Raw genomic sequence first — 15,782 nt, forward strand, 5'->3', positions numbered from 1 at the left:
GGACCTTGGACCGGGTGCAATGCTATCACCGACGTGGCGTCTCCGACCTCGCGGTGGCGCGACGTCGGGCCGAGCTTCGGTTCGCCGACGAAACCGCCGGGCGCGTCGCCTTTCACCCACCCAGGCCGACGCCGCGCGCCGAGGTCCCGTCAGGACGGATTGCGGAAGCGCAGCAGCGTCCAGTAGCCGAACGCGTTGACCGGCGTCGCTTCGGTCAGCTCGAGCCGCGTCAGTCCGATGAACGCGTCGAGCGGAAAAAGCGGACGGAAGCCCAACGAGCGAGCGAGCGGTGCGAGTCCGCGCTCAATGCGCGCGACGACGCCGTTCTTGCGGGTGAAGTGATTGACGATGACGACCTCGCCGCCCGGGCGGCAGACCCGCTCGAGTTCCTGCATCATTTCTGCCGGGTCCGGGACGACCGACGCGACGTAAAGCGCGCTCACCTTGTCGAAGCTCGCGTCGGGGAACGAGAGCCGCTGCACGTCCATTGCCATCAGCGCGACGTTGCGCAGCGCGTGCCGTCGAACCTGGATGTTCGCCCGTGCCAGCATGTGCGGCGACAGGTCGATCCCGGTGACATTGGCGTGGCGCGGGTAGTACGGCAGCGACAGCCCGGTCCCGACACCGACTTCGAGGATTTCATCGCCCGGGCGACAGTTCAGCGCCTCGACGAGCCGCCGCCGCCCCGGTTCGAAGACCGGGCCGAAAAGGACGTCGTACACCGGCGCATAACGGCGGTATGCGGCAGTAATCGCTTGTTGGTCCATCGCGCTCGCAGGGTCGGGCAATGACTCATGTTAGCAGCGGACCGCGGAGTCTGCCGACGCGGGCGAGCCGAGGGTGCGGGCGCCTGTGCCGCGCTATTCGGTGCGATGCCCCTCGGCGAGATAGTCCCGGCTGCGCATTTCCATCAGGCGGCTCACGGTGCGCACGAATTCGTGCGCGTTGTGCCCGGCCGTGTAGAGCTCGGGCGCCTCGACCTCGGCGCTCATGACGAGCTTGACGCGGTGGTCGTAGAGCACATCGACGAGCCACGTGAAGCGGCGCGCTTCGGACGAGTTTCCCGCGCTCATGCGCGGCACGTCGGACAGGATCACGGTGTGATGTTCGCGCGCGATCTCCAGGTAATCGTTCTGCGAGCGCGGGCCGCCGCACAGGGTCGCGAAGTCGAACCAGATCACACCCGGCGCCCGCCGCACGACCGGCAGCTTCCGTTCGAAGAGGTCGAGCGGCGCGGTCTCGCCGTCGCTGCCGGCCAGCCGGCGGAAATCTTCGCCCATCTTGCGTTTCGCCGCGTCGTCGGACGGGACGAGGTAGATCTCGATTTTTTCGAGCGTGCGCAGCCGGTAGTCAGTGCCGTGATCGACCTCGATGACGTCGAAGCGGCGCTTGATCATCTCGATCGCCGGCAGGAAGTTGATGCGCTGCAGGCCGTTGGGGTAGAGGCCGTCCGGCGGGTAATTCGACGTCATGACGAAGATGACGCCGCGCGCCAAGAGCGCGTCGAGCAGCCGCCCGAGGATCATCGCGTCGGCGATGTCCGAGACGTGGAATTCGTCGAAGCACAGCAGCCGCGTGTGGCGCGCGATGCGGTCGGCGACCTTCTGCAGCGGGTCCGGCTCGTTGTTGAACTGCCGCAGGTCGTTCTGCACTTCCTGCATGAAGGCGTGGAAATGCACGCGACGCTTGCGCTGGTACGGCACGGCGTCGAAGAAGCAGTCCATCAGGAAGCTCTTTCCCCGCCCCACCCCGCCCCAGAAATAGACGCTGCGCGGCATCGCCGGACGGGCGAAGATCTTCCGCAGCTTGCTTCGGCGGGCGACCTTGAAGCCGACGAGTTCGGTGTAGAGCTGCTGCAGACGCTGCGCTGCGGCGCGCTGCTCCGGGTCCGACTTGTACCCGCGGGCCTCGAGCTCGGACTCGTAGACGTCGAGCATTCCGTGCTGAGGGACGTTCAAAACGCGATGAGGCATGGATCGACCGAATGAATGACCGAAAAACACGAGGGGTGGCGCGGGGACCCCGGACCACCCCTCTCTTGCAGCCCGCGTGCGATCAGAAGTGCAGCGGGCGCTTGTCCACCGCGAGTGCGGCTTCGTGCACGACTTCCGACAGCGTCGGGTGCGCGTGGCAGATGCGCGCGAGGTCTTCCGACGCGCCGCCGAATTCCATCGCGACGACCGCTTCGGAGATCAGCTCCGACGCGTTCGCGCCGATGATGTGGACGCCGAGGATGCGATCGGTGTTCGCGTCGGCGAGCATCTTGACGAAGCCGGTCGGATCACCCGAACCGAGCGCCCGCCCGTTCGCCATGAACGGGATCTTGCCGGCGCGGTAGGCGACGCCGTCGGCCTTGAGCTGCTGCTCGGTCTTGCCGACCCACGCGATCTCGGGCGACGTGTAGATGACGCCGGGAATCGTGTCCATGTTGGTATGTCCAGCCTGGCCGGCGATGATCTCGGCGACCATCACGCCCTCTTCCATCGCCTTGTGCGCGAGCATCGGACCACGGACGACGTCGCCGACCGCGTAGACGTTCGCCAGATTCGTGCGGCAGTGCCCATCGACGTCGATCTGCCCGCGCTCGCTGACCACGAGGCCGACCGCTGCCGCATTCAGCCCGTCGGTGTTCGGCACGCGGCCGACGGAGACGATCAGCCGGTCGCAGTCGAGCGTCGCGTCCTTGCCGTCCTTGTCGGTGTACGCGATCGAGACGCCCTTCGCGGACACCTTCGTTTCGCCGATCTTCACGCCGGTCTGGACCTTCAGCCCCTGCTTCGTGAACACTTTCAGGGCTTCCTTCGCGACATCGACATCCGCGAACGCCATGAAGTCGGGCAGCGCTTCGAGCACGGTCACGTCGGACCCGAGGCGACGCCACACCGAGCCCATTTCGAGACCGATCACGCCCGCGCCGATCACGCCGAGCTTCTTCGGCACCGAGTCGAAATCGAGCGCGCCGACGTTGTCGCAGACGATCTTGTTGTCGACCGGGATGCCGGGCAGGTGGCGCGGCTTCGAACCGGTTGCGATGATCACGTGCTTCGCCTCGACCGTCTCGGCGCCGACCTTGACGACGTAGCCGTTGGCACCGGCGCTCTCGAAACTGCCGTGGCCGGCGAGGAAGGTCACCTTGTTCTTCTTGAACAGGCCCTTGATGCCGCCTGTCAGCTGATCGACGACCTTGTTCTTGCGCGTAATCATCGTTGCGACGTCGATGCTCACCTTGCCGTCGATCCTGATGCCTTGCGTCGGGAACGCGTGCTCCGCTTCCTCGAACAGGTGCGAGGTGTGCAGCAGCGCCTTCGACGGGATGCACCCGACGTTTAGGCAGGTGCCGCCGAGCCGGGGTTCGCCCTTCGGGTCGGCATAGGGGTTCGATTCGGCGCACGCGGTGTTGAAACCGAGTTGCGCGGCGCGAATCGCCGCGACGTATCCGCCCGGTCCGCCGCCGATGACGAGGACGTCGAATTGCTTGTCAGCCATTGCTCACTCCGGAAAATGGGAAAAGCGTGACGGGCCGACCGGGCGAACGCCCGACCGGCCCGTCACGCAACGGGCGAATTACACGTCGAGGATCAGGCGGGCCGGATCTTCCAGCGCTTCCTTCATCGCGACGAGGCCCAGCACCGCTTCGCGGCCGTCGATGATCCGGTGGTCATACGACATCGCGAGGTAGTTGATCGGGCGGATCACGATCTGGCCGTTTTCGACGACCGGACGGTCCTTCGTCGCGTGAATGCCGAGGATCGCGGACTGCGGCGGGTTGATGATCGGGGTCGACAGCATCGAACCGAACACGCCGCCGTTCGAGATCGAGAACGTGCCGCCGGTGAGTTCCTCGAGCGACAGCTTGCCGTCCTTTGCCTTCTGGCCGAACTCGGCGATCTTCTTCTCGATGTCGGCGATCGACATCTGGTCGGCGTCACGCAGGATCGGCACGACGAGGCCGCGCGGCGAGCCGACCGCGATGCCGATGTCGATGTAGCCGTGGTAGACGATGTCGCTGCCGTCGACCGAAGCGTTGATGATCGGGTAACGCTTCAGCGCCGTCACGGCCGCCTTGACGAAGAAGCCCATGAAGCCCAGGCGCACGCCGTGTGCCTTTTCGAACTTGTCGCCGTACTGCTTGCGCAGCGCCATCACCGGCGCCATGTTCACTTCGTTGAACGTCGTCAGGATCGCGTTTTCGTTCTTCGACTGGATCAGTCGCTCGGCGATCCGCGCGCGCAGCCGGGTCATCGGCACGCGCTCTTCCGGCCGCTCGCCGGCCGGCGTGGCGACGGACGGCGGCACCGGGGTTGCCGGGCGGGCCTGGGCGCCGACCGCGTCTTCCTTGGTGACGCGTCCACCGCGACCGGTCCCCGAAACGTCGGCGGCAGCGACCCCCTTCTCGTCGAGGATCTTCCGCGCAGCGGGGCTCGCGGTCCCGGCGGGCGCAGCGGCACCGCGGGCAGCCGGGGCCGGCGCGGCAGCGGGTGCAGCCGCCGCAGCGGGCTCGGCCGCCTTCGCACCGGCAGCGGCCTTCGCTTCGGTGTCGATCTGCGCGATCAGCTCGCCGCTCGCGACGGTCTCGCCATCACGCTTGACGATCTTCACGAGCACGCCGTCGGCGGGCGCCGGCGTCTCGAGCACGACCTTGTCGGTCTCGATATCGATCAGGTTCTCGTCGCGCGAAACCGCGTCGCCTTCCTTCTTGTGCCAGCTGACCAGAGTCGCTTCGGAAACGGATTCCGACAGCTGCGGCACTTTCACTTCAATCAACATGAACTTCTCTCCCCGTGTTATCCGGTGTTCTTGATTCGATCAATCCTTGAATGGACCGAACGCGTTTTCGATGACCGCCTTCTGCTGCGCGTTGTGCTTCGCGTAGTAGCCGACCGCCGGCGACGCGGCCGCCGGACGGGCAACGAGCAACAGCTTGCGCTTCGACCCGAGCACGTTCACGAGATGCTGGCGCGATGCGAGCCAGTACCACGCACCCTGGTTGCGCGGCTCTTCCTGTGCCCAGACGATCTCCTTCGCGTTCGGGAACTGGTCGACCGCCTTGGCGAACGCTTCTGCCGGGAACGGATAGAGCTGCTCGATCCGCACCAGCGCGGTGTCCTTGATCCCCTGTTCGCGCCGGTACGCGGCGAGCTCGTAGTAGAGCTTGCCCTGGCACAGCACGACCCGCTTGACCTTCTTCGGATCGAGCGCCTCGGCTTCGGGAATCACGGTCTGGAAATGGCCGTTCGCGAGCTCGTCGAGCGACGCGGTCGCTTCCTTGTGACGCAGCAGCGACTTCGGCGTGATGATCACGAGCGGCTTTCTGACCTTGCGCAGCATCTGGCGGCGCAGCAGGTGGAAGATTTGAGCTGGCGTCGTCGGTACGCAGATCTGCCAGTTGTTCTCGGCCGCGTTGGTCATCAGACGCTCGAGCCGCGCCGACGAGTGCTCCGGCCCCTGGCCTTCGTATCCGTGCGGCAGCATCACCGTGAGGCCGCACAGGCGTCCCCACTTCGCTTCGCCCGACGAGATGAACTGGTCGAGCACGACCTGGGCGCCGTTCACGAAGTCGCCGAACTGCGCTTCCCAGACGACCAGCTCGTTCGGCTCGGCCGTCGAATAGCCGTATTCGAACGCGAGCACCGCCTCTTCCGACAGCACCGAGTCGAAAATCTGGAACCGGGCCTGGCCGTCGCGGATGTGCTGCAGCGGCACATAGGAGCCCTGATCCCAGCGCTCGCGCTTCTGGTCATGCAGCACCGCGTGGCGGTGGAAGAAGGTGCCGCGGCCAACGTCCTCGCCGGAAATCCGCACCGCAAAACCTTGAGCGAGCAGACTCGCGTAAGCGAGGTTCTCGCCCATGCCCCAGTCGAGTTGAAGTTCGCCCTGGCCCATCCCGACGCGATCCTCGAGGATCTTCTTCACGCGCGGGTGCAGACTGAAGCCTTCCGGCAGCGTCGTCAGGCGCTCGGACAGGCGCTGCAGTTCAACCAGCGGGACGGCGGTTTCGGCGACGTCGGTGTAGGGCTGGCCGACGAACGGCGTCCAATCGACGGCGAACTGGCGGCTATGGCCGGACAGGACCGGGTTGTACAGCAACTCGCCCTTGTCGAGATGCTCGCGGTAATCCTTGATCATCTTCTCGGGTTCGTCCGCCGCGCACGTCCCCTCGGTGACGAGGCGATCGGCGTAGAGCTTGCGCGTGCCCGGATGGCTGGCGACCTTGCGGTACATCAGCGGTTGCGTGACCATCGGCTCGTCCTGCTCGTTGTGGCCGAGCTTGCGGTAGCAGACGATATCGACGACGACGTCCTTCTTGAACTCCTGGCGGAACTCGACGGCGAGCTGGGTCGCGAACGCGACCGCTTCGGGGTCGTCGCCGTTCACGTGGAAGATCGGGGCTTCGACCATCTTAAAGATGTCGGTGCAGTACAGCGACGACCGGTAGTCGCGCGGGTCGGACGTCGTGAAGCCGATCTGGTTATTGACGACCAGATGGACCGTGCCGCCGGTGCCGTAGCCGCGCGTCTGCGAGAAGTTCAGCATCTCCTGGTTCACGCCCTGGCCTGCAACGGCCGCGTCGCCGTGGATCAGCACCGGGATGACCTGGCTCTTCGTCGTGTCGTTGCGGCGCACCTGGCGCGCATAGACCGAACCTTCGACGACCGGGTTGATGATCTCCAGGTGCGACGGGTTGAACGACAGCGTCAGATGCACCGGTCCGCCCGGGCTCATCACGTCCGACGAGAAGCCGAGGTGGTACTTCACGTCACCGGCGGTGAGGTCGGCCGCGGCCTTGCCTTCGAACTCGGCGAACAGCATCGACGGCGACTTGCCGAGCGTATTGACGAGGACGTTCAAGCGTCCGCGGTGCGCCATGCCGATGACGATTTCCTGCGCGCCGAGCGAGCCGCCGACACGGACGATCTCGTCCATCGCGACGATCGTCGACTCCCCGCCTTCGAGCGAGAAGCGCTTCTGGCCGACGTATTTCGTGTGGAGGTACTTCTCGAGCGTCTCGGCGGCGGTCGTGCGTTCGAGGATGCGCTTCTTCGTCTCGACCGGGAAACGCGGGGTGCCGCGCACCGCTTCGAGACGGCTCTGGATCCAGCGCTTCTGGCCGGTATCCGAGATGTGCATGTATTCGGAGCCGATCGAACCGCAGTAGGTCTGGCGGAGCGCTTCGAGGATCTCGCGCAGCGTCGCGTGATCGGCGGAAAAACCGTGGAAGGAGCCGACGTTGAAGCTCTGGTTCAGATCGGCTTCGGTAAAGCCGTAGAACGACGGCTCGAGCTCGGCGATCTGCGGACGCTCGGTGCGACGCAAGGGGTCGAGGTTCGCCCAGCGGTTGCCGAGGAAGCGGTACGCGTTGATCAGCTGCAGCGTGCTGACCTGACGGCGATCATCCCCGCCGGCCGAGATCAGGCGGACGGGACCGCGCTTCGCGAGTTCGGCGAAGGACGCGATCACCGGGCCGTGCGCGACATCGCGCACCGCAGCGCCGGCTTGCGCCTGCAGGTTGTCGAAGTACGTTCGCCATTCGTCCGACACCGAAGCCGGATCGGAAAGGTAACTCTCATAGAGTTCTTCGATGAACGGCGCGTTGCTGCCGAACAGATGCGAAGACGATCTGAGCTGCTTCATCATGTTCAAGGTCACCTGTATCTTGTTTTTCCAGCAATCGGCGAATCCGCCCGTCGGTCCGGATAAAAAAACGGGATGGCCGTACTGCGCCATCCCCCGGGGTCGCTGACGAACTGATTCGCCGCCTCTCCCTTTCGTCTCTTACGGACGTTGATCAAGCGCCGGTACGTCGCGGCGAGCCGCCCCGATGTACAACTGGCGCGGGCGCCCGATCTTGTATTCCGGATCGGTGATCATTTCTTCCCACTGCGTGATCCAGCCCACGGTGCGCGCGAGGGCGAAGATGCAGGTGAACATCGAGGTCGGGATACCGAGCGCCTTCTGCACGATGCCCGAGTAGAAATCGACGTTCGGATACAGCTTCTTCTCGACGAAGTACTGATCTTCGAGCGCGATCTTCTCGAGTTCCATCGCGAGCTTGAACAGGCGGTCGTTTTCCAGACCGAGCTCGCCGAGCACGTCGTAGCAGACCTGACGCATCAGCTTCGCGCGCGGGTCGAAGTTCTTGTAGACGCGATGGCCGAAGCCCATCAGCTTGAAGCTGTCGTTCTTGTCCTTCGCACGCGCGATGTACTCGCCGACACGCGACACGTCGCCGATTTCCTCGAGCATGTTGAGGCAGGCTTCGTTCGCGCCACCGTGCGCAGGACCCCACAGGCAGGCGATGCCGGCCGAGATGCAGGCGAACGGATTCGCACCCGACGAGCCGGCGAGACGGACCGTCGACGTCGATGCGTTCTGCTCGTGGTCGGCGTGCAGCGTGAAGATCGTGTCGAGCGCGCGCACGAGCACCGGATTCGGCTCGTACTTCTCGCACGGCGTGCCGAACATCATGTGCATGAAGTTCGCCGTGTAGTCGAGTTCATTGCGCGGGTACATGAACGGCTGGCCCATGCTGTACTTGTAGGCCATCGCAACGATCGTCGGCAGCTTCGCGATCAGGCGGTTGATCGAGATGTTGCGGTGCTCCGCGTCGGAGAAGTCCAGCGCCTCGTGGTAGAACGCCGACAGCGCGCCGACGACGCCGACCATCACGGCCATCGGATGCGCATCACGTCGAAAGCCCGTGAAGAACTTCGTCATCTGGTCGTGCAGCATCGTGTGGTTCTTGATGGTGTTCTCGAACTCGGTCTTCTGCGCCGCGTTCGGGAGCTCGCCGTTCTTCAGCAGGTACGCGACTTCGAGAAACTTGCATTTCTCGGCCAGCTGCTCGATGGGATAACCGCGATAGAGCAGCTCACCCTTGTCACCATCGATGAACGTGATCGTGGACTTGCAACTGGCGGTCGACAGGAAACCCGAGTCGTACGTGAAGAGACCGGTCTTCGCACCCAGCGTACGAATGTCGATCACATCATTGCCGTGGGTGCCGGTCATCACCGGGAATTCGACGGTCTTGCCATCGACGGTTAGCGTTGCGGTGCGTTCAGTGCTCATAGGTCATCCCTTTTTGCATGCCGGTAGTAACTACTAGCTCCCTGTAACGACCGTCCTGCCCGTCATTGCCGACGCAGCAGGTCGATCATCTCCTTCCAGCGGTCGTCCCCGCAGGGCTCGCTGCCATTGACCATGGCCCAAAGCTCATAGTCGTCACAGCGCAGCAAGTCCTCGAGGTCCGCCAGCTGACCGTCGGTGAGACGGTCGAATTCCCTCTCCAGAAAGCGTGCGAAGACGAGATCGAGCTCGAGGAGAGCCCGACGGCACTGCCAACGCACGCGTCCTTTATTTATTGTCATACCGCCCGCGCGACCATCATGTCCTTGATCTTGCCGATGGCACGCGTCGGGTTGAGGCTCTTCGGACACACGTCGACGCAGTTCATGATGCTGTGGCACCGGAACAGGCGGTACGGGTCCTCGAGGTTGTCGAGGCGCTCGGTCGTCGCTTCGTCGCGCGTGTCGGCGAGGAAGCGGTACGCCGCGAGCAGACCGGCAGGACCGACGAACTTGTCCGGGTTCCACCAGAACGACGGGCAGGACGTCGAGCAGCACGCGCACAGGATGCACTCGTACAGGCCGTTGAGTTCCTCGCGATCTTCCGGCGATTGCAGGCGCTCGCGCTCAGGCGCGGGCTCATTGTTGACGAGGTACGGCTTGATCGAGTGGTACTGCTTGAAGAACTGCGTCATGTCGACGATCAGGTCGCGAATGACCGGCAGACCCGGCAGCGGACGCAGCACGATCGGCTGCGGCAGGCTGTCGATGTCGGTCAGGCACGCGAGACCGTTCTTGCCGTTGATGTTCATCGCGTCCGAACCGCAGACACCTTCGCGGCACGAGCGGCGGAACGACAGCGTGTCATCGACGGATTTCAGCCGGACCAGGGCGTCGAGGAGCTTCTTGTCGGAAGGCTCCAGCTCGACCGAGATGTCCTGCATGTAGGGCTTCTCGTCCTTGTCCGGATCGTAGCGGTACATCTTGAAATTGACAGTGCGCTTGCTCATTCTCTTGTTTCTCCCGCGCTCAGTAGGTGCGCTTCGCGAGTGCGATCGGCTCGACGTCCTGCGACAGCGGCTGGATCGTCACCGGCTTGTAGTCGAGCCGGTTGCCTTCGCTGTACCACAGGGTGTGCTTGAGCCATTCCTTGTCGTTACGGCCGTTCGGGAATTCCGCGGTGTCGGGCGCGTCATCGCGCACGTGCGCGCCGCGCGACTCCTTGCGGGCTTCGGCCGAAATCATCGTCGCCTTGGCCACCTCGATCAGGTTGTCGAGTTCCAGCGCTTCGGTGCGGGCCGTGTTCCAGACCTTGGACTTGTCCTTGATCTCGGTGCGCTTCGCGCGTTCGGCGACCTGCAGGATTGCGGCGACGCCTTCCTTCAGAAGTTGGTCGAAACGGAACACGCCGGCGTGCTTCTGCATCGTGCGGCGCATCTCGAGACCGACATCGAACACGCTTTCGCCGTTCGTCTGCCCTTCGAGGCGCGCAAGACGCGCGAGCGACATGTCGGCCGCGTCGGCCGGCAGCGGCTTCAGGCCGAGATTCCCGCTCCTCAGGTCCTCGACGACCGATTCGCCCGCCGACTTGCCGAACACCAGCAGGTCGAGCAGCGAGTTCGTGCCGAGGCGGTTCGCGCCGTGCACCGATGCGCACGCGCATTCGCCGGCGGCGTAGAAGCCCGAGATCGGTGCGTTCGGATTGCCGTCCTTCGGCGCGACGACCTGGCCCTTGAAGTTCGTCGGAATCCCGCCCATCTGATAGTGCGCGGTCGGCACGACCGGGATCGGCGCCTTGATCGGATCGACGCCGGCAAACTGGATCGAGATTTCACGGATGCCCGGCAGCCGCTTCATGATGGTCTCGGGCGACAGGTGCGTGATGTCGAGCAGCACGTGGTCCTTGTCCGGCCCGCAACCGCGACCTTCGTTGATCTCGGTGACCATCGAACGCGAGACGACGTCGCGCGACGCGAGATCCTTCAGGTTCGGCGCGTAGCGCTCCATGAAGCGCTCGCCCGACGCGTTGCGCAGAATGCCGCCCTCGCCGCGCACGCCTTCGGTGATCAGTACCCCCGCACCGAACACGCCGGTCGGATGGAACTGCCAGAACTCCATGTCTTCGAGCGGAACGCCGGCGCGCGCGGCCATGCCGAGGCCGTCGCCGGTATTGATGAACGCGTTCGTCGAGCTGTGGAAGATGCGGCCGGCACCGCCCGTCGCGAAGATCGTTGCCTTCGCGTGGAAGATGCTGACTTCGCCGGTCTCCATTTCGATCGCGGTGACCCCAAGCACGTCGCCGTCGGCGTCGCGGATCAGGTCGAGCGCGTTCCACTCGACGAAGAACTGCGTGTTCGCGCGCACGTTGCGCTGATAGAGCGCATGCAGCATCGCGTGGCCGGTCCGGTCGGCCGCGGCACAGGAGCGCGAGACCGGGGATTGGCCGTAATTCTGCGAGTGACCGCCGAACGGACGCTGGTAGATCTTGCCGTTGTCGGTGCGGTCGAACGGCATGCCGTAATGTTCGAGTTCGACGACGACCTCGTTCGCCTTGCGGCACATGAATTCGATCGCATCCTGGTCGCCGAGCCAGTCCGACCCCTTGACGGTGTCGTACATGTGCCAGTGCCAGTTGTCTTCGGTCGAGTTGCCGAGCGAAGCAGCCACACCGCCCTGCGCCGCAACGGTGTGCGAGCGCGTCGGGAAGACCTTGGTGAGCACCGCCGTTTTCAGGCCCGCCTCGGAAAGTTGCAGGGCCGCGCGCAATCCGGCGCCACCCGCACCGACGATGACCGCGTCAAAAGTACGTTTCGCGACGTTCACGCTTACAGCCTCCAAAGAATCTGGGCAGCCCAGCCGGCATAGCCGACGAGCAGGAAGATCGTTACGACGTGCAGGAACAGACGAACGCCGACCGGCTTCACGTAGTCCATGTAGATGTCACGCACGCCGATCCAGGCGTGATAGAAAAGCGCGAGGAAGAACAGGAACGTGAAGAAACGCACCAGTCCGCCGCCGAAAAGGCCGGACCAGGTTTCGTAGGTCATTTCGGGAAGACCGAGCGCAGCGGCCGCGAACAGGATCGTGAAGACAACCATGAACACGGCCGTCGCACGCTGCGCGATCCAGTCGCGCAGGCCGTAATGGGCGCCGACGATGATGCGCTTTACCATAGTTTCACCCCGATGATCACGGTCAGCAGAATGCTGACGACCAGCACGATGCGCGAACTGTTGCGCGCGGACTTGAGATCGACGCCGGTGTGCATGTCGAGCAGGAGAAAGCGGATGCCCGCGCAGAAATGATGCAGATACGCCCACAGCAGGCCGAGCAGCAGGAGCTTGACGAGCGGGTTCGCGACGACACTCTTGTATGTTGCAAAGGACTCGGGCGAGCCCAGGCTGCGGTCGAGCAAATACAGCAGGAACGGCAGCATCAGGAACAGACCCGCGCCACTGACACGGTGCAGGATCGAAACGATACCCGGCAGCGGCAGCCGGATTTCATGCAGGGCCAGGAATTTGGGCCGCTGCTTGCGCGCTAAGGCTTCTGACATCTATTTTTTACCCCTTGATGAGCGACGGTTACCCGACGCGGTTCTCCCAAACTGCAAAGAGCCCGAATTATATACGCTGAAATGCATATGCCCCGCGCACCGGCGTCAGATCAATTCATTCAGATAAAAGTGTTCGGCGGTCGAATAAAGCCCCCGGCGCCACTCGACCGGACGATCGCCATAAGTGTAGGTGACGCGCTCGACCGACAGCAGCGGCGTGCCTTCGGCCACCTTCAGCGTCTCGCTCGTCGAGCGGTCCGCAGCGACCGCGCGGATGCGCTCCTGCGCGCGGATCATGCGCAGCCCGAAGCGCGTTTCGAACAGGCTGTAAAGCGATCCGTTCCAGCTCTGGAGAACTTCCAGCGTAAGCCCCTGGAATATTTCGCCCGGCAGATAGATTTCGTCGACGACGACCGGCTTGAGTGCGAACTTCAAGATGCGACGCACGATGATGATCGGGTCGCCCTGCTCGATTCCGAGCACCCGCGACGCCTCCTGCCCCGCCTTCGCGCGCCAGCAGTCCATCGGCACGCTCTGCGGATGCGCGAGCACCCCGTCCATCGGCACGAGACGCAGGAAACGGAACAGCGAGCGCGGATCATTATGCGAAGCGACGAACGTACCCTTGCCCTGCTTGCGGATAAGCAGGTTGTCGGCCGCCATTTCGTCGATGGCCTTGCGGACCGTTCCCTGCGAAACACTGAAGCGGGCGGCGAGCTCCTGCTCGCTCGGAATCACCTGACCGGGTCGCCACTCACCCGACTCGAGAGCCTGGAGAATCAGGCTCTTTATCTGCCGGTAAAGGGGGCTGAAAGTTGGAGATTCCTGTGCCATGCGCGCATTTCAGCACAAAATTTTTCCAACGTCCATCCGTAATCTCATGTCTTATATAAGACATGAGATGTGAATTGACATCGACTTCGCTTGCTTCTAACATCTTTCGGCCCCGGCGGCTGGTCCACCAGACCCCGAGTCGAACGCCGAACTGCAATCGCGGACGGCAGCGTTTACACTTCACCGTCTTCAATCCGCTTTAGAGGGAGTACTTCCTATGAGCAAAGCCCCCGTGCGCGTCGCCGTTACCGGCGCGGCCGGCCAGATCGGCTACAGCCTGCTGTTCCGCATTGCTAGCGGCGAAATGCTGGGCAAAGACCAGCCCGTGATCCTGCAACTGCTCGACCTTCCCCAAGCCCAGAAGGCGGTAAAGGGCGTGATGATGGAGCTCGAGGACTGCGCCTTCCCGCTGCTGGCGGGCATGGTTGCAACCGACGACCCGAACGTCGCGTTCAAGGACGCCGACTACTGCCTGCTCGTCGGGGCCCGCCCGCGCGGTCCCGGCATGGAGCGCGCCGACCTGCTGCAAGCCAACGGTCAGATCTTCACCGTGCAGGGCAAGGCGATTGCGGAGAATGCGAAGGAGAACGTCAAGGTTCTCGTCGTCGGCAACCCGTGCAACACGAACGCCACCATCGCCGCTGCCGCTGCGAAGAAGGTCGGCCGCACGAATCCGAATAACTACCACGGCATGCTGCGCCTCGACCACAACCGCGCTCTGTCGCAGCTGTCCGCGAAGACCGGCCGCCCGGTGTCGAGCCTGAAGAAGATGGTCGTCTGGGGCAACCACTCGCCCACGATGTACGCCGACTATCGCTTCTGCACGTCGAACGGCGACTCGGTGAAGGCGCTGGTGAATGACCACGCATGGAACAACGACGTGTTCCTGCCAACCGTCGGCAAGCGCGGCGCCGCGATCATCGACGCACGCGGTCTGTCGTCGGCCGCCTCCGCTGCGAACGCGGCGATCGACCACATGCACGACTGGGCGCTCGGGTCCGACGACTGGGTGACGATGGGCGTTCCGTCCGACGGCTCCTACGGCATCCCGGCCGGCGTCGTGTTCGGCTTCCCGTGCGAATGCAAGAACGGCGAGTTCAAGATCATCCAGGGTCTCGAAATCGACGAATACTCGCGCGAGAAGATCAACAAGACCCTCGGCGAACTCGAAGACGAGCGCGCTGCCGTCGCCGACATGCTGAAGTAATCCGACGGTTCGACCGTCGACAGGGCCGCGATACAATTTCGCGGCCCTTTTCTTTTGTCGGCCGCATTCCCGGCCGCCCCTCCCTGGAAGAACGCGATGCAACATCCTGCTGACGTACTGTTCGCCGGCGAAAAGCCCTTCCCGGTCCTGCCCGCGGTCGACCACTATGCGGGCTCGGAAAAGCTGATGAGAAAGGCGCTCGCCCTGCAGCACGAACTGGGCGCGGTTTTCGACATCACCTGCGACTGCGAGGACGGTGCGCGGGCGGGTGCCGAAGCGGAACATGCGGAGATGGTCGCCGACATCGTCACCGGCCCGGATAACCGGCACGCGCGGATCGGCGCGCGGATTCACGACATCACGCATTCCCACTGGCAGCGAGATCTCGAAATCCTCGTCGAGCGCGCCGGATCGAGGCTCGCGTTCCTGACCTTGCCGAAGCCACGGTCGGCGCTGGATGTTCGGACCCAGATCGCCGCCTTGCGCACGCTCGAAGCCGCACACCGGATCGAACGGCCGATTCCGGTCCACGTCCTGATCGAGACGCATGGCGCTCTCCACGAAGTCTGGGACATCGCGGCGACGCCCGGCGTCGAATCCCTCGATTTCGGCCTGATGGATTTCGTCTCCGGCCATCACGGAGCGATTCCCGGCGCGGCGATGACGAGCCCCGGCCAATTCACGCATCCGCTCGTTGCCCGCGCGAAGGTGGAGATCGCCGCGGCGGCGCTCGCGAACGGTGTCGTCCCGTCGCACAACGTCACCACCGAACTCAAGGACATCGAACTCATCCGTAACGACGCCGAGCGGGCGCGGCGCGAGTTCGGTTATCTACGGATGTGGAGCATCCATCCAAACCAGATCCGACCGATCCTCGACGCGATGCGGCCCGATTTTACGGAGGTCGAAGAAGCGGCCGACATTCTCGTCGGTGCGCAGGATGGCGACTGGGGACCTATCCAGCACCGCGGTCGCCTGCACGATCGCGCGTCCTACCGCTATTACTGGGAGTTGCTGCTTCGCGCGCGCGCGACCGGCATGACGCTTCCGGACGAAGCATCGCTGCGGTTCTTCCCCTGATCGGGGGCGCGCACGGACGTCCGGCGGCGACCTGCTGGTC

General features: G+C 64.1%; 14 protein-coding genes. 2 read left to right on the plus strand and 12 right to left on the minus strand.

The window, feature by feature from the left end:
- Positions 1-149: 149 nt before the first annotated feature.
- The 12 genes from ROZ37_RS02560 to ROZ37_RS02615 all read right to left on the minus strand — a co-directional run bounded on the left by ROZ37_RS02560 (position 150) and on the right by ROZ37_RS02615 (position 13,455).
- On the minus strand, positions 150-767 hold the full coding sequence (locus ROZ37_RS02560; RefSeq protein ID WP_312657239.1) for a methyltransferase domain-containing protein: 618 nt from the start codon (positions 765-767) through the stop codon (positions 150-152).
- 93 nt (positions 768-860) lie between these two features.
- A complete protein-coding gene (gene zapE / locus ROZ37_RS02565) occupies positions 861-1,973 on the minus strand; it encodes a cell division protein ZapE (RefSeq protein WP_312657240.1) in 1,113 nt (370 codons plus the stop codon).
- An 82-nt stretch (positions 1,974-2,055) separates the two neighbouring features.
- Positions 2,056-3,486 (minus strand): dihydrolipoyl dehydrogenase, encoded by a 1,431-nt coding sequence (lpdA, locus tag ROZ37_RS02570; RefSeq protein WP_312657242.1) that lies wholly within the window; start codon positions 3,484-3,486, stop codon positions 2,056-2,058.
- Between the two features lie 78 nt (positions 3,487-3,564).
- Positions 3,565-4,767 carry a 2-oxoglutarate dehydrogenase complex dihydrolipoyllysine-residue succinyltransferase gene (odhB, locus tag ROZ37_RS02575; RefSeq protein WP_312657244.1) on the minus strand — a complete coding sequence of 401 codons (1,203 nt, stop codon included), beginning with the start codon at positions 4,765-4,767 and terminating at the stop codon, positions 3,565-3,567.
- Positions 4,768-4,806: 39 nt separating this feature from the next.
- Entirely contained in the window at positions 4,807-7,635 is a 2,829-nt protein-coding gene (locus ROZ37_RS02580) for a 2-oxoglutarate dehydrogenase E1 component (protein ID WP_312657246.1), read from the minus strand.
- Between the two features lie 138 nt (positions 7,636-7,773).
- Positions 7,774-9,069 (minus strand): citrate synthase, encoded by a 1,296-nt coding sequence (gene gltA / locus ROZ37_RS02585; protein ID WP_312657248.1) that lies wholly within the window; start codon positions 9,067-9,069, stop codon positions 7,774-7,776.
- A 62-nt stretch (positions 9,070-9,131) separates the two neighbouring features.
- Positions 9,132-9,368, minus strand: a complete 237-nt coding sequence (locus ROZ37_RS02590) for a succinate dehydrogenase assembly factor 2 (protein WP_312657250.1) — start codon at positions 9,366-9,368, stop codon at positions 9,132-9,134.
- Positions 9,365-10,075, minus strand: a complete 711-nt coding sequence (locus ROZ37_RS02595; RefSeq protein WP_312657252.1) for a succinate dehydrogenase iron-sulfur subunit — start codon at positions 10,073-10,075, stop codon at positions 9,365-9,367. The genes ROZ37_RS02590 and ROZ37_RS02595 overlap by 4 nt, the downstream gene beginning before the upstream one ends.
- A 19-nt stretch (positions 10,076-10,094) precedes the next feature.
- Positions 10,095-11,888 (minus strand): succinate dehydrogenase flavoprotein subunit, encoded by a 1,794-nt coding sequence (sdhA, locus tag ROZ37_RS02600; protein ID WP_312657254.1) that lies wholly within the window; start codon positions 11,886-11,888, stop codon positions 10,095-10,097.
- Positions 11,889-11,890: 2 nt separating this feature from the next.
- Positions 11,891-12,238 (minus strand): succinate dehydrogenase, hydrophobic membrane anchor protein, encoded by a 348-nt coding sequence (gene sdhD, locus ROZ37_RS02605; protein WP_312657256.1) that lies wholly within the window; start codon positions 12,236-12,238, stop codon positions 11,891-11,893.
- Positions 12,232-12,621 carry a succinate dehydrogenase, cytochrome b556 subunit gene (gene sdhC / locus ROZ37_RS02610; RefSeq protein ID WP_312657258.1) on the minus strand — a complete coding sequence of 130 codons (390 nt, stop codon included), beginning with the start codon at positions 12,619-12,621 and terminating at the stop codon, positions 12,232-12,234. Before sdhC ends, sdhD begins: the two co-directional genes overlap by 7 nt.
- 105 nt (positions 12,622-12,726) lie before the next feature.
- Positions 12,727-13,455, minus strand: a complete 729-nt coding sequence (locus ROZ37_RS02615; protein WP_312657259.1) for a GntR family transcriptional regulator — start codon at positions 13,453-13,455, stop codon at positions 12,727-12,729.
- A 217-nt stretch (positions 13,456-13,672) separates the two neighbouring features.
- Here ROZ37_RS02615 and ROZ37_RS02620 point away from each other — a divergent pair, with 217 nt between their 5' ends.
- A complete protein-coding gene (locus ROZ37_RS02620) occupies positions 13,673-14,662 on the plus strand; it encodes a malate dehydrogenase (RefSeq protein WP_312657262.1) in 990 nt (329 codons plus the stop codon).
- 96 nt (positions 14,663-14,758) lie between these two features.
- Positions 14,759-15,742 (plus strand): aldolase/citrate lyase family protein, encoded by a 984-nt coding sequence (locus ROZ37_RS02625; RefSeq protein ID WP_312657263.1) that lies wholly within the window; start codon positions 14,759-14,761, stop codon positions 15,740-15,742.
- Positions 15,743-15,782 lie beyond the last annotated feature (40 nt).

The organism is Aromatoleum sp., assembly GCF_032027225.1.
In the GTDB taxonomy this organism is placed as follows: Bacteria; Pseudomonadota; Gammaproteobacteria; order Burkholderiales; family Rhodocyclaceae; genus Aromatoleum.